Below are 18,507 nucleotides of genomic sequence, written 5' to 3' on the forward strand. Positions count from 1 at the left end.
CGGATACGTGTGCGTGCCGTCGGTGGGCGGAGCGCCAGGAGAAGGAAGTCGAGCGTCTTGACGATCAACGAGAGCACCGAGATGGGCACGGGGTCGACCGCGAAAGCTGGTGGTCGTGGCCAGGCATCGGGTGTCCGCGCAGCGCTGCTGGAGCAGCTGCGCGACGGGGCCGGGTACGCGTTGGCGTTCGGTGGGCAGGGTGCGCAGTGGCTGCGCGAGCTCGAGGAGATCGGTCGCGACAGTGCGCTCGAGTCCGAGCTGACCGCGCTGGTGCACGCGGCCGAAGCACTGGTCGAGCCGGTTGCGGCGCAGTTGCTGGTGGTCCGTCCCGGCGGCTTCGACCCGATGGGCTGGATGCTGGAGAGCGAGCTGGACGAGCCGGACGAGCCGTCCTCGGCGCCCGCCGACGCGGTGCTGCGCTCGGCCGCGGTGTCGATGCCCGGTGTGCTGCTGGCCCAGCTCGCGGCCATCAGGGCGCTGCGGTTGCAGGGCCTGGACCCGACCGAGCACGCGCCGGTCGCGATCGTCGGGCACTCGCAGGGGCTGCTGGCCGCCGCCGCGGTCGAGGCCCGTGGTGAGCGCGACGCCGAACTGCTGGCCATCGCCCAGTTCATCGGTGCCGCGGCCGGGCTGGTCGCGCGCAGGCGCGGGCTGATGCCGGTCGGCGAGCGTTCGCCGATGGTCGCGGTGTCCAATGTCGATCCGGAGCAGCTGCGGGCGATCGTCGCCGAGGTCGCCGAGGGCGTCGACCCCGCGATCGCCGCGGTGGTGTCGATCCGCAACGGGCGCAGGCGCGTCGTGCTGTCGGGCGCCCCGGCGCAGATCGATCGGGTGCGCGTGCGCTGCGCCCAGCTGCACGACGAGCAGACCCGCGAGCGGGAGAGCAAGTCGCGCGGTGGCGCGGTCTTCGCGCCCGTGTTCGAGGACATCTCCGTCGACGTCGCCTTCCACCACCCGGCCCTGGCCGAGACCGTCGACCTGGTCACCGGCTGGGCCCGCCAGTGCGAGCTCGACGCCGACCTCGCCGCCTCCCTGACCCAGCAGGTGCTGGTCGATCCGATCGACTGGGTCGCCACCGTCGACGAAGTCGTCGAGGCGGGCGCGGAATGGATCCTGGACCTGGGCCCCGGCGACCTGCTCTCGCGCATCACCGGCGGTTCGCTCAAGGGCACCGGCGTCGGCGTGATCGCCGCCGCCACCCGTCCGGGCCAGCGCAGCCTGCTCACCCCGGGCGCCGCGCCCGAGCCCGCCACCCCGTGGTCGGCGTTCGCGCCGAAGCCGGTGCGGCTGCCCAACGGCCGCATCGTCGTCGAGACCGCGTTCACCAAGCTGACCGGCCGCTCGCCGATCCTGCTGGCCGGCATGACCCCGACGACCGTCGATGCCAAGATCGTCGCCGCCGCGGCCAACGCGGGCCACTGGGCCGAGCTGGCCGGCGGCGGTCAGGTCACCGAGCAGATCTTCGCCGACCGGATGACCGAGCTGCGCCAGCTGCTGCAGCCGGGCCGCGCGGTGCAGTTCAACTCGCTGTTCCTCGACCCGTACCTGTGGAAGCTGCAGCTGGGCGGCAAGCGCCTGGTGCAGAAGGCGCGTGCGGCGGGTGCGCCGCTGGACGGCGTCATCGTCACCGCGGGCATCCCCGAGCTCGAGGAAGCCGTCGCGCTGATCGAGGAGCTGACCGAAGCGGGCATCAGCCACGTCGCCTTCAAGCCGGGCACGGTCGCCCAGATCCGCGCGGTGCTGCGCATCGCCGACGCCGTGCCGGACTACCCGGTGATCATGCACATCGAGGGCGGCAAGGCCGGCGGGCACCACTCCTGGGAAGACCTCGACGACCTGCTGCTGGCCACCTACGCCGAGCTGCGCAGCCGCGCCAACGTGGTGGTCTGCGTCGGCGGTGGCATCGGCACGCCCGAGCGGGCCACCGACTACCTCACCGGCACCTGGGCCACCGGCCACGGCTACCCGGTGATGCCGCTGGACGGCGTCCTGGTCGGCACCGCCGCCATGGCCACCCTGGAGGCGACCACCGCCCCCGAGGTCAAGCAGCTGCTCGTCGACACCCCCGGCACCCCCGACTGGGTCGGTGCGGGCACCGCCAGCGGTGGCATGGCCTCGGGCCGCAGCCAGCTCGGCGCCGACATCCACGAGATCGACAACGCCGCCTCGCGCACCGGCCGCCTGCTCGACGAGGTCGCCGGTGACGCCGAGGCCGTCGCCGCGCGTCGCGCCGAGATCATCGCGGCGCTCGACGCCACCGCCAAGCCCTACTTCGGTGACGTCGCCACCATGACCTACCAGCAGTGGCTGGAACGCTATGTCTCGCTGGCGGTCTCGAGCGAGGTCCCGATCTCGTTCGACTGCGGCAGCGACATCGGCGACGCGATCATCGACGCCACCCGCTCGGACTGGCTCGACATCAGCTGGCGCGACCGGTTCGCGGAGATGATGCGGCGCACCGAAGCCCGGCTGCACCCCGCCGACAGCGGCGAGATCGAGACCCTGTTCGCCGACGACGAGGCCTTCGAACACCCGGTGCAGGCGCTGTGCGCGCTCAAGAAGCAGTACCCCGCGGTCGCCGAGACCGTGCTGCACCCCGCCGACGTGCCGTTCTTCGTCGCGCTGTGCAAGACCCCGGGCAAGCCGGTGAACTTCGTGCCCGTCGTCGACGCCGACGTGCGACGCTGGTGGCGCTCGGATTCGCTGTGGCAGGCCCATGATCCGCGCTACTCGGCCGACCAGGTATGCATCATCCCCGGCACCGTCGCCGTCGCCGGCATCACCCGGGTCGACGAGCCGGTCGGCGAGCTGCTCGACCGGTTCGAGCAGGACACCGCCTACAGCCTGGTCCGCGCCGGCGTCGTGCCCGCGCCGGTCGACGCGCGTCGCGTCGCCGGGGTGGTGTCCGGCTCGCTCGACACCGTGCTCGCGGCTCCCGACGTGCAGTGGGCCGGACGCACCACCGTCAACCCGGTGCACCGGCTCGGCGCCCCGAACGAATGGGTCGTGGAGCAGGGCGTCGCGGTGCACCAGAGCACCGGCGCGACGCTGACCGAGGTCTCCGGTCCCGAAGCCGAATTCGGCTACGTCGAGCTGGCCGTGCCGCTGCTCGGCCGCGACGCGGTGAAGATCCGCATCACCGTGCCGACGAGCGTCTACTCCGGCGGCGCGCCGGTGATCACCGAGGCCGACGCCGAGACCGCCATGTCGGCGCTGCTCGGCGTGGCCGCCGGCCAGTCGCTGCCCGAGGTGAAAGCCGGTGTGGCGCACCTCAACCTGGCCTGGATGCCGGACCTGGTCGCCGACCACGCCGGTGTCACCGGTTCCGGCCTGCCCGCCACCCTGAGCACCCTCGGCCGCACCGCGCCCGACGTGCTCGTCGGCGCCTGCTGGCCCGCGGTCTTCGCGGTGCTCGGCGCGGCCCGCACCGGCAACGGCGGCTCGGTGATCGAGGGCATGCTCGACCTGGTGCACCTGGATCACCAGATCCAGCTGCTGAGCGAATTGCCCGCCGAGACCGGCATTCTCGTGGTGCGCGCCGAGAGCGGCGCGGTCGTCGACACCGACATGGGCCGGGTCGTCGAGGTGACCGTGCACGTCGGCCTGATCCTGGATCAGGGCCTCGAGCCTGCCCCGCTGGCCCGTCTGGTCGAGCGGTTCGCGATCCGCGGCCGCAACGGCGCGGGCGAGCTCACCGATCCGCCGCGCGCGGCCGGTACGGTCTCGGCCGAGGCCACCGACACCCCGCGCCGCCGTCGCCGCGACGTGTCCATGACCGCCCCGCGCGCCATGCACGCGTTCGCCACCGTCTCCGGCGACCACAACCCGATCCACACCTCCGACGCCGCGGCCAAGCTGGCCGGGCTGGGCAGCCCGATCGTGCACGGCATGTGGCTTTCGGCCGCCGCCCAGCACGCCGTGGTCGCCGTGGATCCCGAAAGCTCCGTTCCCGCACGTACTCTCACGGCCTGGACCACCCGGTTCCTCGGCATGGTGCGCCCCGGCGCGACCGTCGACGTGCGGGTGGAGCGGATCGCGGTGGACGCGGGCAGCGAGATCATCGAGGTCTCCTGCCGCGTCGACGGTGACCTGGTCATGACCGCGACCGGGCGCACCGCCGCCCCGAAGACCGTCTACGCCTTCCCGGGCCAGGGCATCCAGCGCAAGGGGATGGGCCTGGACGCGCTGACCCGCTCGAAGGCGGCCAAGCAGGTGTGGGAGCGCGCCGACGCGCACACCCGCGAAGCCCTCGGTTTCTCGATCCTGGCGGTGGTGCGCGACAACCCGACCTACCTCAAGGCGCGCGGCGTCGAGCACCGGCACCCGGACGGCGTGCTGCACCTGACCCAGTTCACCCAGGTCGCCATGGCGACCCTCGGCGTCGCCCAGGTCGCCGAGCTGCGCGAGGCCGGCGCCTTCGTCGAGGGCGCGATGCTGGCGGGCCACTCGGTCGGTGAGTACAACGCCCTGGCCGCCGTCGCCGGGGTGCTGCCGCTGGAGGCCGTGCTCGAGGTGGTGTTCCAGCGTGGCTCGGCCATGCACGAGCTGGTGCCGCGCGACGCCCAGGGCCGCAGCGACTACCGGATGGCCGCCATCCGCCCGTCGCAGATCGGGCTGCCGGACGCCGAGGTCATCGACTTCGTCAACGGCATCGGCGAGGCCACCGGGGAGTTCCTCGAGGTCGTCAACCTGAACCTGCGCGGCTCGCAGTACGCCATCGCGGGCACGGTCGCCGGACTCGAGGCGCTCGAGACCGAGATCGACCGCCGCCGTGAGGAATTCGGTGGTAAGCGGGCGTTCATCCTGGTGCCCGGCATCGACGTGCCGTTCCACTCCTCGGTGCTGCGCGACGGCGTCCCGGAGTTCCGGCACAAGCTCGAGCAGCTGCTGCCCGCCGAGGTGCACCCGGAGGTGCTCGTCGGCCGCTACATCCCGAACCTGGTGCCGCGTCCGTTCTCGCTGGACCGCGCGTTCCTCACCGAGATCGCCGAGCTCGTGCCGTCCGAGCCGCTGGCCGCCGTGCTGGCCGACTTCGACAGCTGGGCCGAGCGGGACGCCGAACTGTGCCGCGTGGTGCTGATCGAGCTGCTGGCCTGGCAGTTCGCCAGCCCGGTGCGCTGGATCGAGACCCAGGACCTGCTGTTCACCGACGCCGCCCACGGCGGCCTCGGCGTGGAGCGCTTCGTCGAGATCGGCCTCGGCGCCACCCCGACGGTGGCCAACCTGGCCTCGCAGACGCTGAAGCTGCCCGCGTTCGGCGGGGCGACGGTCGAGGTGGTCAACGTCGAGCGCGACGCCGCGGTCGTCTACGCCACCGACACCGATCCCGCGCCGGTCGACGACATCGAGGAGACCCCGGCCGAGGCGCCCGCGGCCGCTCCCGCCGCCGCGGCCGCACCGGTCGCCGCGGCGCCGGTCGCCACCGGTGGCCCGCGTCCCGACGACATCTCCTTCACCGCCGCCGACGCCACCCGCGTGCTCATCGCGCTGTGGACCAAGCTGCGGCTGGACCAGATCGGCCCGGTCGACACCATCGAGGGCCTCTGCGACGGTGTGTCCTCGCGGCGCAACCAGCTGCTGGTCGACCTCGGCTCCGAGCTCTCGCTCGGCGCCATCGACGGCGCGGCCGACGCCGACATGGGCGCCCTGTCCGCCACCGTCGAGCGCCTGGCCCGCACCTACAAGCCGTTCGGCACGGTGCTCACCGACGCCATCGGCGATCACCTGCGCAAGGTCTTCGGCCCCTCCGGCAAGCGGCCCGCCGCCATCGCCGACCGGGTCAAGAAGACCTGGGAGCTCGGCGACGGCTGGGCCAGCCACGTCACCGCCGAGGTCTCCCTCGGCACCCGCGAAGGCGCCAGCGTGCGCGGTGGCGACCTCGGCGGGCTCGTCGGCGGCGCGCTGTCCGACGCCGCCTCGGTCGACGCGGCCATCGACGCCGCCGTGCAGGCGGTGGCGGCGCGACGTGGTGTCGCGGTCTCGCTGCCCTCGGCGGGTGGCGCGGCAGGCGGCACCGTCGACGCGGCGGCACTGGGCGAGTTCACCGAGCAGATCACCGGCCGCGACGGCGTGCTCGCCACCGCGGCCCGGGTGATCCTCGAGCAGCTCGGTCTCAGCGAGCAGGTCAGCGCCCCCGAGGTCACCGAGGACACCCTCGTCGACCTGGTCTCGGCCGAACTCGGCACCGACTGGCCGCGACTGGTGGCCCCGGCGTTCGACGCCCGCAAGGCCGTCCTGATCGACGACCGCTGGGCCACCGCCCGCGAGGACCTCGCGACCATGTGGCTCGGCGACGACGCCGCCACCGCGGAACTGCCGCTCGGCGGCTACGTGGGCGCCGGCGAAGCCGTTGCCGCGCAGGCCAACTGGTGGCGTCAGCGGGCGATGCACGAGGCCCGCTCGGTACTGGCCGGGGTGTACGCGCAGATCGCCGAAGCCGCGCTCGACAGCACCGACCCCGGTCTGTGGTCCGACGACGTCGCCGTGATCACCGGCGCCAGCAAGGGTTCCATCGCGGCCGCGGTCACCGGCAGGCTGCTCTCGGGCGGTGCGACCGTGGTGGTCACCACCTCGCGCCTGGACGACGCGCGGCTGCGGTTCTACCGCGCGCTGTACCGCGACAACGCCCGCCACGGCGCGGCGCTGTGGGTCGTGCCCGCGAACATGGCCTCCTACCAGGACCTCGACGCGCTGATCGACTGGGTCGGCACCGAGCAGGTCGACAACGCGGGTGGCGCCAAGATCAAGGTCAAGGACGCGATGACCCCGACGCTGCTGCTGCCGTTCGCGGCACCGCGCGTCGCCGGTGATCTCGCCGACGCGGGCGCCCGCGCCGAGATGGAGATGCGGGTCCTGCTCTGGTCGGTCGAGCGGCTGATCGGCGGCCTGTCCGCCCTCGGCGCCGACCACGACGTCGACGCGAAACTGCATGTGGTTCTGCCGGGTTCGCCCAACCGTGGCCTGTTCGGCGGCGACGGCGCCTACGGCGAGTCCAAGGCCGCGCTCGACGCGGTGGTCACCCGCTGGCGCGCCGAGAAGTCGTGGTCCGCGCGCGTCACCATGGTGCACGCGCTGATCGGCTGGGTGCGCGGCACCGGGCTGATGGGCCACAACGACCCGATGGTCGAGGCCGTCGAGAAGGCAGGCGTGCACACCTGGTCGACCACCGAGATGGCCGACGAGCTGCTCAAGTGGTGCACCTCGCGGGCACGTCAGGTGACCGAGACCGGCCCGCAGCAGATCGACCTCACCGGTGGTCTGGCGCGCGCCAAGCTCGACCTGCCCGCGCTGGCCAAGCAGGCCCAGGAGGCCGCGGCCGCGAGCGAGGAGGAGGCGAGCACCGCCGCCACCATCGCCGCGCTGCCCGCGCCGCCGACCCTGAGTTCGGCACTGCCGGTGCCGGAGTGGGGCCAGGTGACCGCCGACCTGAGCGACATGGTCGTCATCGTCGGCGCGGCCGAGCTCGGCCCGTACGGCTCCTCGCGCACCCGCTTCGAGATGGAGGTCGAGGACAGGCTCTCCGCCGCGGGCGTGCTCGAGCTGGCCTGGACCACCGGTCTGATCCGCTGGGAGAACGACCCGAAGCCGGGCTGGTACGACACCGAATCCGGGGACTTCGTGCCGGAATCGGAGCTGGCCGAGCGCTACCACGACACCGTCGTCGAGCGCTGCGGCGTGCGCCGCTACGAGGACGACGGCGCGATGCTCGACAACGCGGCACCGCTGCTCACCTCGGTCTTCCTCGACCAGGACCTGAGCTTCACCGTCGCCAACGAGGCCGAGGCGCGCGCCTTCCACACCGCCGATCCCGAGCACACGGTGATCAGCCCGGTCGCCGACTCCGGCGACTGGACCGTCACCCGGCAGGCGGGCACCGAGATCCGGGTGCCGCGCAAGGCGAAGCTCTCGCGCGTCGTCGGTGGCCAGATCCCGACCGGCTGGGACCCCACGATCTGGGGCGTCTCCGCCGACATGGCCGCCTCGATCGACCGGGTCGCGCTGTGGAACATCGTCTGCACCGTCGACGCGTTCGTCGGCGCGGGCTTCAGCCCCGACGAACTGATGCGCTGGGTGCACCCGAGCCTGGTGGCCAACACCCAGGGCACCGGCATGGGCGGCATGTCCTCGATGCGCTCGCTCTACGTCGACAACCTGCTCGGCGAGCCGCGCCCGAACGACATCCTGCAGGAGGCGCTGCCCAACGTCGCGCTGGCGCACGTGGTGCAGTCCTATGTGGGTAGCTACGGCGCGATGGTGCACCCGGTCGCGGCGTGTGCCACGGCGGCGGTGTCGGTGGAGGAAGCCGTCGACAAGATCCGGCTCGGCAAGGCCGAGGTCGTGGTCGCCGGTGGTTACGACGATCTCGGTATCGAGGGCATCGTCGGCTTCGGTGACATGTCGGCCACCGCGGACTCGGCGGCCATGCGCGCCAAGGGCATCAGCGACCGGTACTTCTCCCGCGCCAACGACCGCCGTCGCGGCGGGTTCGTGGAATCGCAGGGTGGCGGCACCGTGCTGCTGGCCCGCGGTGACGTGGCCGTGGAGATGGGCCTGCCGGTGCTCGGCGTGCTCGCCTTCGCGCAGTCCTTCGCCGACGGCGTGCACACCTCCATCCCCGCACCGGGTCTCGGCGCGCTGGGTGCCGGTCGTGGCGGCAGCGGCTCGCGACTGGCCGCCGAACTGCGCAAGCTCGGCGTCACCCCGGACGACATCGCGGTGATCTCCAAGCACGACACCTCCACCGCCGCCAACGATCCCAACGAGTCGGAGCTGCACGAGCGGCTCGCCGGCGCGCTGGGTCGCACCGACGGCGCCCCGCTGTTCGTGGTCTCGCAGAAGAGCCTCACCGGCCATGCCAAGGGCGGCGCGGCGGCCTTCCAGCTCATCGGCCTGTGCCAGGTGCTGGAAAACGGTGTGGTGCCGCCGAACCGGAGCCTGGACTGTGTCGACGAGAAGATGGCGGCCTACCCGCACCTGGTGTGGGCGCGCGAGCCGCTGCGCTTCGGCGACAAGTTCGCGCTCAAGGCCGGTCTGGTGACCTCGCTCGGCTTCGGTCACGTGTCGGGTCTGCTCGCGGTGGTTCATCCGCAGGCGTTCCTGTCCGCGATCGAGCCGTCGGCGCGGGCGGACTACCAGGAGCGGGCGCAGGCGCGTCAGCTCGCCGGCCGGCAGCGCTTCGCCGAGGCGATGTGCGGTGGCACCGCGCTGTACGAGAAGCCGGCGGATCGCCGCCTGGGCGCCGACGGCACCCCGGCCAAGCAGATCCGTCAGCTCGAGGCCGACATGCTGCTCTCGCCGGAGGCCAGGCTCGACGGCGAGGGTGTGTACCAGGCGAACGGATGGGGTTGCGGCACCGGGCGAATCGGTTCCGCCCCGCAGTCGACCGAAGCGTCGTAGGCTGCCGCTTCGTGACGATTCTCGGAATCGGTTTGGACTTGGTGACCATCTCCGAGTTCGCCGAGCAGCTGCAACGGTCGGGGACGACGATGCTCAGGGAGAGCTTCACCGCTGGTGAACGCCGCTACTGCCAGAGCAAGCAGACCGACCCGGCCCGCAGCTTCGCCGCACGCTGGGCCGCGAAGGAGGCGGTGCTCAAGGCTTGGGCATCGTCTCGCTTCGCGCGCAGCCCGCAGATCGGGGACAACCCGTATCCGCTGATCGAGGTCGTGAACGACGCCTGGGGCAGGCCGAGCATCAAGTTGCACGGCCTGGCCGCGGAGTTCCTGCCGCGCGTCCGTGTGCACCTGTCGCTGACCCACGACGGCGACACGGCGGCGGCCATGGTCGTGCTGGAAGACCCGGGCGAACTCGCCGACCTCATCGAGGGTCGGCACTGACCGCGGGCTCACCGCTACCGCTGATCTCGCACGTACACAGGCAACTCGCCGGGAATCCCAGGACCCGGCGAGTTGCCTCGTCACCGGCCCGGTCGCCGACGCCCGCCGCGATCAGCTCTCGGCCGAATCCTCGGGGCGGCGGTCGTGGCGTGATTCCTTTTCCGCCACAAGCAGGTACGCGACCATCAGGCGCTTGAGTTCGGCGACGGCGTCGGCGTTGGACTGCTCGTCCTGCACGGAGAAGTTCAGCATCGAGTAGACGACGTGCACGAGCACCTCGGCCATCATCGTGCGCCGGGCGCGCGGGGTGCGCGGCGTCAGTGGCCGCAGCATCTGCGAGACCACCTCGGCGAATTCCTTCTCGTGCAGCGCGCCCGTCGCCCGGGTGGACGGGGTCGACTGCATGGCCAGCCACACCTCGCGCCGCGAGGGATCGGTGGTCCACAGACCGGCCAGGTGGTCGACGAACTGATTCATGTGCCGCAGCCAGTCCAGTGACGGCACCTCGCCGTGGAAGTCGGCGAGCTCGCGGGAAACCGCAACCAGGTCTTGGCGATTGAGCTCGCAGACGATCACGTACTTGTTGGCGAAGAACTGGTACAGGGTGCCGATCGGCACCTCGGCGCGCTGCGCGACCTCTTCACAGGTGAACGATTCGAAGCCGACCTCGACGAGCAGCTCGCGCGAGGACTGCAGCAGTGCGTCGAATTTGCGCTTGCTGCGCTCCTGGGTCGGCCGCTTGCGCGGCATGAGCTCTTGCGGGTCGTCCTGCAATTCGAGCGCAGGGTCCGGACGGCTCTGCTTGGACCGGGCCTGCGCGTGTACTTCCACCCATCCAGGCTAGCGGTATACACACATCCCCGACACGCGTCTACCGACAGCGTGTCAACAACTGGGCGAAATTCCTCCCATCCATGCCACAGCTGGTGACGAATCATCAGATGAGCGTGCGTGCATCCGCACGCTTATTCGCGGCGATCTCTCGTCGCAACCGACCTACCGCGAAGTGATGGGCCCCGTGCGGTCCCGTCCCGCATCGTTTCGCACAGGGAAGGCAAGACTTGTGGCTGCAGGATCTGTGATCACCCTCGGCGTCAGCACCGAGCGAGGCGCCGTGCACGCGGTGGCCTTCGCCGAATCGGGCGTGACCCTCACCGACCGGATGCTGCTGCGGCGCACGGTCCGGGCGGGCGGGGACAGCAAGGCCGAGGTCGCCGTCGCGGTGCAGACCGCGCTGGACACGATGGCCGCCGAACTCGACGACGAGTACGAGATCGCCGGAGTGGCAGTGAGTTACCGCGATGCCGTCGAGCGGCGCGCGATCGTCACCCGGCTCGCCTCGACGCCGTGGCGCACGGCCTCGCTGGTCTCGGCCAAGTCGGCGCATCTGTTCGTCGCGGGCGCGATGACCTGGCTCGACGAATTCGACAATCTGCTGGTCTACGAGGCCGTGCCGGGTCACCAGGCGATGACCCTGCTCGATCCGGGCAGGCACCGCGTGCTCGCCGCCTCCGCGCAGACCGGCGCGCCCACGCCCGACGCCCTGCGCGCCGGGGTGACGGCGGCCTGGGATCAGTTCGAGGCGGCCGGGGTGCGGCCGGGCGCGGTGGTGCTGGTCGGCTCCACCGCCGACGCGCCCGCCGTGCGCGAGGCGGTCGCCGGGTTCGGCGTGCCGGTGCTGCCGTGCCGGCTCGCGCCGTTCGCCCCGGCCGCCGGTGCCGCGCTGGTCGCGCTCGGCGATTCCGTCGACGTCCCGGTGGCGGCGGCGCCGCATTCCAAGCGGGGCACCGCGATGGTCGCGGCGGCCGCCAGTCTGCTGGCCGGTGGGCTGGTCGCGGGCGGCTCGTACGCGGTGATGAACGGGGGACCGCAGGCGGTGGACAACACCGCGGTGTCCTCGGAGCCCGGTGCGGATCCGGTCGCGCCGGTCGTTTCCCCGGTGCCCGAGGCCGGTGCCGTCGCCGACACCGGCTCGGGCCAGAGCGGCACCTCGGGCGGGGTGAATTCCGGCAGTGGGCTGCAGGTGAGCCCGGCCGGGGAACCGACCGGCGGCTCGCCCTACGACACGGTGTCGCCGAATCCCCAGCTGATCGACCCGGCGCAGTTCCCGCTGGGATACCCGACCCAGCTCTACGGCGATGCGCCGCAGGACGAACCGCTGCCGCTGGAACCCGCCGCGCCGGTCGTCCCGCAGACGCCGGCCGCCGCGCCGAGCCTGCCCGGCACGGGCATCCCGATGGGTATGCAGCCCGCGCAGGCTCCGGTGCCGGCGGGCCCACACTCGGCCTCGGCCGACTAGGTCGCCGGGCGGACAGCGAAGAAGAGGGGCCGCGCGATACCTCGCGCGGCCCCTCGCTCGTCGGTCAGTCGCTGGTCCGGCGGCGGAACAGCACACCGGCGGCGAGATACCCGGCGATCGCGATGCCTGCGCACCACAGGACGGCCGCCAGGGCGCTGTCGCCGATCGGTGTGCCCATCAGCAGGCCGCGCATCGTCTCGATGACCGGGGTCACCGGCTGGTGCTCGGCGAAGGTGTGCAGCCAGGTCGGCATCGTCTCGGTCGGGACGAACGCGCTGCTCACGTACGGCAGGAACATGAAGAAGAAGGTGAAGCCGTTGGCCGCCTCCGGGTTCCGGGCGAGCAGACCCAGCGCCGCGGCGAGCCAGGACAGCGCGAAGACGAACATCGCCAGCACACCGAGGACGCCGAGCCAGCGCAGCGGATCGGTGGTCGGCCGGAAACCGAGCGCCACCGCCACCCCGATCACGACGGCGGAGGTGAGCAGATTGCGGAGCACGCTCTCGGCCACGTGCCCGGTGAGCACCGCCGACCGGGCGATGGCCATGGTGCGGAACCGGTCGATGATGCCCTCGGCCAGATCGGTCGACAGGGCGACCGCCGTGGTCGATGCCCCGAAGCCCGCGCACAGCAGGATGATTCCGGGCACCACGTAGTCGATGTAGGGGCCGGGGCCCGCGTCCATCGCGCCGCCGAAGACGTAGACGAACATCAGCAGGATCATCACCGGCAGCGCGATGGTCATGATCATGGTGTCGGGGGAGCGCACGGTGTGCCGGATATTGCGGTCCAGCATGGTGATCGAGTCCTGGGCGGTGTGCACGGCCCGCAGGGTGGGGGAGGCGGTGGTCATGGTGGGTCTCGTTTCGTGGGGGGTCAGGCGGCCGACGCGGCCGGGTGGGCGCGACCGGTCAGGGCGAAGAAGACGTCGTCGAGGTCGGGGGTGTGCACGCTGAGCTGGTCGATCGCGATGCCGAGCTCGGCGAAACGGTCGAGCAGCCGCTTGATCTCGACCGCGCTGCCGTCCGAAGGCACCTGGAGAGTCAGCTGCTCGGGGTCGAGGTGGCCCGCCTGGTCGCCGACAGCGTGCGCGGCGGCCGCGAGCAGGCGCTGGTCGGCGAAGCGGAACCGGATGTGCCCGCCGGGGACGAGCCGTTTGAGTGCGTCCGGTGTGCCGTCGGCGACGATGTGCCCGCCGTCGAGCACGGCGATCCGGTCGGCCAGCTGATCGGCTTCCTCCAGGTACTGCGTGGTGAGGAAGACGGTGGTGCCCTCGGCCGCGAGGTCGCGGATCGCGGCCCAGAGGTCGCGGCGGCTGCGCGGGTCCAGGCCGGTGGTCGGTTCGTCCAGGAAGACCAGGCGCGGTCTGCCCATCAGGCTCATGGCGAGGTCGAGCCTGCGGCGCATGCCGCCGGAGTAGGCCGAGACCGGCCGGTCGGCGGCGTCGGCGAGGTCGAAGCGGTCGAGCAGCTCGTCGCCGCGGCGCCGGGTCTCGGTGGTGCCCAGGTGCAGCAGCCTGCCGGTGAGCCGCAGGTTCTCGGCGCCGGTGAGCACGCCGTCGACGGCCGCATACTGCCCGGTGACGCCGATCAGGCCGCGCACGGTGGCGGCCTCGCGCACGGCGTCGTGCCCGAAGACGCGCACGTCGCCGTGTTCGGGCCGGATCAGGGTGGCCAGGATGCGGACCAGGGTCGTCTTGCCCGCCCCGTTGGGTCCGAGCAGCGCGAAAACGGTACCGGGTGCCACCTCGAGATCGAGGTCGTCGAGCACGGCCTGGGCACCGAAGGTCTTGCGCAGCCCGTGAACCGCGACGGCGGGCGATGGGTCGAGCGTCATGAGTTCTCTCCGATCGAGAAACTGTTTATGTGATAAACATAGTTTATAGAGTAAGCAGTTATTGAGCGCAAGAGCGGCACCGCTAGAGTCGACGCGAGCGGAGGAGGAAGAGCGGATGACGGACGCGGCGCTACCGAAGGCGGTCGAGCTGATGTGGGGGCTGGAGCAGCCCGGTACGCGCGGCCCCCGGCGCACGCTGACCCTCGACCAGATCCTGGACGCCGCCGTCGCGGTGGCCGACGCGGAGGGGTACGCGGCGCTGTCGATGGGCCGGGTCGCCAAGCAGCTCGGCTTCACGGCCATGTCGCTGTATCGCTATGTCGACAGCAAGAACACGCTGGAGGACCTGCTGCTGGACCGGGTGGTCGGCGCGCCGCCGGTCATCGCGGCAGGCACGCCGTGGCGGGCCGGGCTCGAGCAATGGGCGAGCGCGGAGTTCGAGCGGATCGGCACGCATCCGTGGTGGGTGGACATCCCGCTGAACCGGCCACCGCTGGGGCCCAACAACATGGCCTGGCTCGACGCCGGTCTGCGGCTGCTGAGCGAGACGGCGGTGCCCGAGCCGGTCAAGCTCCAGCTGGTGATGAACCTGTCGATGTTCGTGGTGGGCAAGCGGCGGGCCGTGCGCGACCTGCAGACGGAGGAGGACGGCGACTTCGCCTCGGTACTGGCGCGGGTGCTCGACCCCCAGCGCTTTCCCTCGGTGACCGCCGCGCTGTCCGCCTCCGCCTTCGACGACGACGATATCGACTGGAGCAAAGCCGATTTCGAGTTCGGGCTGGCCCGCCTGCTCGACGGCTACGAGGTGTTCATCGGCACCTTCGGTGACTAGCTACACCGACAGGTCGCGGCGCAGCTTGGCGACGTGGCCGGTGGCGCGGACGTTGTACTGGGCGAGTTCGATCTTGCCCTTTTCGTCGACCAGGAAGGTCGAGCGGATGACGCCGGTGACGGTCTTGCCGTACATCATCTTCTCGCCGAACGCGCCCCACTCCTTCAGCACGTCGCGCTCGGGGTCCGACAGCAGTGGGAAGGTCAGGCCCTCGGCGTCGCGGAACTTGGCCAGCTTGGCGGGCTTGTCCGGCGAGATGCCGATGACGTCGATGCCCGCGCCGCCGAGCTCGGCCAGGTTGTCGCGGAAATCGCAGGCCTGCTTGGTGCAGCCGGGTGTGCTGGCGGCCGGGTAGAAGTAGACGATCACCTTGCGGCCGCGGTAGTCCGACAGCGACACGTCCGTGCCGTCGGCGTCGGGCAGCGTGAAATCGGGGGCGGTGTCTCCGGGGGAGAGGCGATGGTTGTCGGTCACCACCGCACGGTAACCGACCGGGTGCGACGAACGCATGGATAGACTCGTCGGCGAGCAGCAGACAATATTGGAGGTGACGGTGGCCAAGGACGACACCGACCGGATCGAGCGCGAGATCGAGATCGCGCGCGCCCGGTTGGCGACGACGCTCGACGAACTGGCGGTGCGCGCCGATCCGCAGCGGATCGCGGACGACACCAAGGCGATCGTGGTCGCCAAGTTGAACGAGCCGAAGGTCAAATACACGCTGATCGGCGCAGGTGCCCTGGTGGCAGGCTTGCTGCTGGTCAAGATCTTTCGCCGCTGAGTAAGCGTTGAACACAGAAACCCCCGATGCGGCACCGGCCACATCGGGGGTTTCTTCTGTGAGGCAACAGCCCCACCACGCGGCGCCAGCCGCCGAGACTACTGCGTGGGGCAGGCCAGCCCGTCACCGTCGGGGTCGAGGTGGGGGGAGTAGCCCGCTTCGCCGCGGAACAGCGGGGCGCGACCGGCGGCGATCGCGTCGTCGCAGCTACGGAAGGCGCCACCGGCCGAGCCGGACTGGACCAGGTTGGCCGAGCCGGTCGCGCCGAGGAGCGAGTCGAAGCTGGAGGAGCCGGTGCCCGCGGAACCCGACACCACATCGGCGTGGGCGGCGGGGACGGCGAGCAGGGTCAGACCTGCGGCGGCGAGGCTCACGGTGAGCCGGCGAACGTTCATGAATTCCTCGATGTCTGCTGCGGTTCGGTTGTGGGCCCGGACACTTCGCACCCCGGGCGGCCCCGTCAACCTTCGTGACGGGGCGTCCGGTTGTCAACCGCGTGGCGTCTGCGGATCGTCTGCCGCCGGGACCGCCTACTCGCCCAGACGTCGTCCGGTCAGGTGCTCGGCGGGCACGGTGCCCATCCGGCCTGCCTGGAAATCCTCCATGGCCTCGATGATCTCCTCCCTGGTGTTCATGACGAACGGCCCGTACTGGATCACCGGTTCGCGCAACGGCCTTCCGCCGAGCAGCAGGACCTCGAGATCGCCGGTGCTGCTGTGCTGGGTGCGATCGGCGGTCAGGGTGATGGCGTCGCCCTTGCCGAAGATCACGAGCTGACCGGCGCCGATCGGCCTGTGCTCGACGCCGACGGTGCCGCTGCCGGACAGCACGTAGGCCAGCGCGGTGTAGTCCTTGGGCCACGGCGTCTCGAGCTGGGCGCCGGGTACCAGCGAGGCGTGCGCGTAGGCGATGGGGGTGTAGGTGGAGCCGGGACCGGCGAAGCCGGCGAGGTCACCGGCGATGACGCGCACGAGCGCGCCGCCGTCGTGCGAGCTGACCAGGGTCAGCTCACCCGCGCGCAGGTCCTGGTAGCGCGGGGTGGCGAACTTGTTCGCCCGCGGCAGGTTCACCCACAGCTGGATACCGTGGAAGGTGCCGCCGGAGATGACGAGCTTCTCCTCGGGCAGTTCGTCGTGCAGCATGCCCGAGCCCGCGGTCATCCACTGCGTGTCGCCTTCGCTGATGACGCCGCCGCCGCCCTGCGAATCGTGGTGGACCATGGTGCCGTCGAGCATGTAGGTGACGGTCTCGAAGCCGCGATGCGGATGCCAGGGCGCGCCCTTGGCCTCGTAGGGCTCGTAGGCGACGGGGCCCATCTGGTCGAGCAGGATGAACGGGTCGGCCGAGCGCAGGTCGACGCTGGGGAAGGGGCGGGTCACCTCGAAGCCCGCGCCTTCGCGCTGACGCGCGGCGGTGACGATCTGGCGGACGGGTCGCTGGGTCTCGGTGACATCGGGTCGGGGCAGCCGGGGCAGCACCATGATGTCGTCGACGGTGATTGCGGGCATGGGATGCGCCTCCTGGTCCATACGTGCTTTGTTTCCATGTCAACCAAATGGGTTCTAGGATCATTCCCGTGACTCGATGGTTGACCGAGGAAGAGCAGCAGACCTGGCAGGCCTACATCCGCATGCGTCAGCGCTTGGACGCGGCGATCGCGGCCGGCCTGGCCGAGCACGGGCTGTCGATGGCCGACTACGAGCTGATGGTGCCGCTGTCGGCCACGCCGAACGGCTGCATGCGGGCCAAGGAACTCGCGGGCGAGGTGTGCTGGGACAAGTCCCGGCTGTCCAAGCAGCTGGCGCGGATGGCGGCGCGCGGGCTCGTCGACCGCAGGCCCGCCGAGGACGACGCGCGCGGGATCGTCGTCTCGCTGACCGAGGAGGGGCGCGCGGTGCTCGGCCGGGCCGCGCCCGAGCACGTCGAGCTGGTGCGCGAGGTGTTCGTCGACCGGCTCAGCGAGGGCGAGAGCGACGCGCTCCGCTCGCTCTCGGCGAAGGTGGTCGGGGCGAGCGACGCCCGAACAGCCTTGCCCGGTTAACGAATTCGCGCGCCCGGTCGATGGACAACTCGAAGGTCGGGTTCGTCGAACTCAGGGGTGGCTATGACTGTTCGAGCAGGGGTCGCCGGTGCGCTGGGCGCGGCGCTGACCATCGTCCTCGCCGGGTGTTCGTCGTCGGAGATCGCCATCCCGACTCCGACCCAGGTCACCGGGCAACCGGCCACGTCCGGCGTGACGCCGGGCCAGACCACCGAGCCGGTGACGCCGGGCGCGACGACCGGCCCCGGACCGCCGACTACCGCGAGCCCGGTCACATCCACTCCGACCAGCGCGGCGACCGGTGTCGTCTCGGTCGTCGCGGTCACCGCCGCCGGTCAGCCCGCTGACGGTTTCACCGTCGTCAGCCCCGATCCGTACGGCACGCTGGACTGCCGATACGCCGAACCGAGCCGCTCGGGGAACACCCCGGGTATCTACTCCGGCTGCGGCGCCGCCGCCGACTCGGCCGATGTCTGCTGGGCTCCGCCCGGCAACACCACCCTGCTCTGCGCGAGTGACCCCTGGCAGCGCACGCTGCGCCGCTACACGGTGACGCCGCAGCTCGGCGCGGTCGGCCGCACCGAATCGCCCGAACCGTGGGCGCTGGAACTGGCCGACGGCAGGCACTGCCGCATCCGCGTCGGCGGCGCCTGGGGCGGTCGCTCCGACGGCCTGGTCGGCGCGTACTCCTGCGACGGTGGCCACGACGTGGTGCTCCAGCCCGCGAACGCGCGCACCGCGGTCGACACGTCGTCGAGCACCTGGACGGTGCGGGTCGGCCCGCTCGGTTCGGGCAACCCCGACTTCCCGCCCCCGCCGCAGGTCGCCGTGCGGACCGCGTACTTCGCCGCCACCGCGGGCTGACCACGTCGGCGGCCCGCG

The 18,507-nt window shown here is 71.5% G+C and carries 13 protein-coding genes; 7 read left to right on the plus strand and 6 right to left on the minus strand.

Going from position 1 to position 18,507, the window contains the following annotated elements; translation table 11 throughout:
- Positions 1-57: 57 nt before the first annotated feature.
- Together Q7X29_RS09215 and acpS are read left to right on the plus strand one after the other, a co-directional pair.
- Positions 58-9,396 (plus strand): polyketide synthase, encoded by a 9,339-nt coding sequence (locus tag Q7X29_RS09215; RefSeq protein ID WP_316573814.1) that lies wholly within the window; start codon positions 58-60, stop codon positions 9,394-9,396.
- An 11-nt stretch (positions 9,397-9,407) separates the two neighbouring features.
- Positions 9,408-9,836 (plus strand): holo-ACP synthase AcpS, encoded by a 429-nt coding sequence (gene acpS, locus Q7X29_RS09220; protein ID WP_218720884.1) that lies wholly within the window; start codon positions 9,408-9,410, stop codon positions 9,834-9,836.
- A 111-nt stretch (positions 9,837-9,947) separates the two neighbouring features.
- Here acpS and Q7X29_RS09225 read toward each other — a convergent pair whose 3' ends face one another.
- On the minus strand, positions 9,948-10,586 hold the full coding sequence (locus Q7X29_RS09225) for a TetR/AcrR family transcriptional regulator (RefSeq protein ID WP_255588466.1): 639 nt from the start codon (positions 10,584-10,586) through the stop codon (positions 9,948-9,950).
- Between the two features lie 313 nt (positions 10,587-10,899).
- On the opposite strand from Q7X29_RS09225, the gene Q7X29_RS09230 reads away from it, so the two are divergent.
- Positions 10,900-12,135 carry a hypothetical protein gene (locus Q7X29_RS09230; protein ID WP_316573815.1) on the plus strand — a complete coding sequence of 412 codons (1,236 nt, stop codon included), beginning with the start codon at positions 10,900-10,902 and terminating at the stop codon, positions 12,133-12,135.
- A 64-nt stretch (positions 12,136-12,199) separates the two neighbouring features.
- Here the strand turns inward: Q7X29_RS09230 and Q7X29_RS09235 are convergent, their stop codons facing one another.
- Entirely contained in the window at positions 12,200-12,988 is a 789-nt protein-coding gene (locus tag Q7X29_RS09235; protein WP_316573816.1) for an ABC transporter permease, read from the minus strand.
- A gap of 23 nt (positions 12,989-13,011) precedes the next feature.
- Positions 13,012-13,971, minus strand: coding sequence for an ATP-binding cassette domain-containing protein (locus Q7X29_RS09240; RefSeq protein ID WP_316573817.1), 960 nt, complete (start codon positions 13,969-13,971; stop codon positions 13,012-13,014).
- 115 nt (positions 13,972-14,086) lie between these two features.
- Between Q7X29_RS09240 and Q7X29_RS09245 the strand changes: the two genes are divergently transcribed.
- The gene (locus Q7X29_RS09245; protein WP_255588449.1) at positions 14,087-14,803 is read left to right on the plus strand and encodes a TetR/AcrR family transcriptional regulator; all 717 of its coding nucleotides are present in this window, start codon (positions 14,087-14,089) and stop codon (positions 14,801-14,803) included.
- Here Q7X29_RS09245 and bcp read toward each other — a convergent pair whose 3' ends face one another.
- Entirely contained in the window at positions 14,804-15,277 is a 474-nt protein-coding gene (bcp, locus tag Q7X29_RS09250; protein WP_218720879.1) for a thioredoxin-dependent thiol peroxidase, read from the minus strand.
- A 34-nt stretch (positions 15,278-15,311) separates the two neighbouring features.
- On the opposite strand from bcp, the gene Q7X29_RS09255 reads away from it, so the two are divergent.
- Entirely contained in the window at positions 15,312-15,584 is a 273-nt protein-coding gene (locus tag Q7X29_RS09255) for a DUF3618 domain-containing protein (RefSeq protein ID WP_218720878.1), read from the plus strand.
- 98 nt (positions 15,585-15,682) lie between these two features.
- On the opposite strand, the gene Q7X29_RS09260 is transcribed toward Q7X29_RS09255, so the two are convergent.
- Both Q7X29_RS09260 and Q7X29_RS09265 read right to left on the minus strand, forming a co-directional pair.
- Positions 15,683-15,979 (minus strand): excalibur calcium-binding domain-containing protein, encoded by a 297-nt coding sequence (locus Q7X29_RS09260; RefSeq protein WP_218720877.1) that lies wholly within the window; start codon positions 15,977-15,979, stop codon positions 15,683-15,685.
- A gap of 135 nt (positions 15,980-16,114) precedes the next feature.
- Positions 16,115-17,092: a pirin family protein gene (locus Q7X29_RS09265; protein WP_316573818.1), complete on the minus strand. Its 978-nt coding sequence runs from the start codon at positions 17,090-17,092 to the stop codon at positions 16,115-16,117.
- A 68-nt stretch (positions 17,093-17,160) separates the two neighbouring features.
- Here Q7X29_RS09265 and Q7X29_RS09270 point away from each other — a divergent pair, with 68 nt between their 5' ends.
- Both Q7X29_RS09270 and Q7X29_RS09275 read left to right on the plus strand, forming a co-directional pair.
- Positions 17,161-17,625, plus strand: coding sequence for a MarR family winged helix-turn-helix transcriptional regulator (locus Q7X29_RS09270; RefSeq protein ID WP_308248623.1), 465 nt, complete (start codon positions 17,161-17,163; stop codon positions 17,623-17,625).
- A 63-nt stretch (positions 17,626-17,688) separates the two neighbouring features.
- Positions 17,689-18,489, plus strand: coding sequence for a hypothetical protein (locus Q7X29_RS09275; protein WP_316573819.1), 801 nt, complete (start codon positions 17,689-17,691; stop codon positions 18,487-18,489).
- Positions 18,490-18,507: the final 18 nt, after the last annotated feature.

It is taken from the genome of Nocardia canadensis, from assembly GCF_032656385.1.
Classification (GTDB): Bacteria; Actinomycetota; Actinomycetes; order Mycobacteriales; family Mycobacteriaceae; genus Nocardia; species Nocardia canadensis.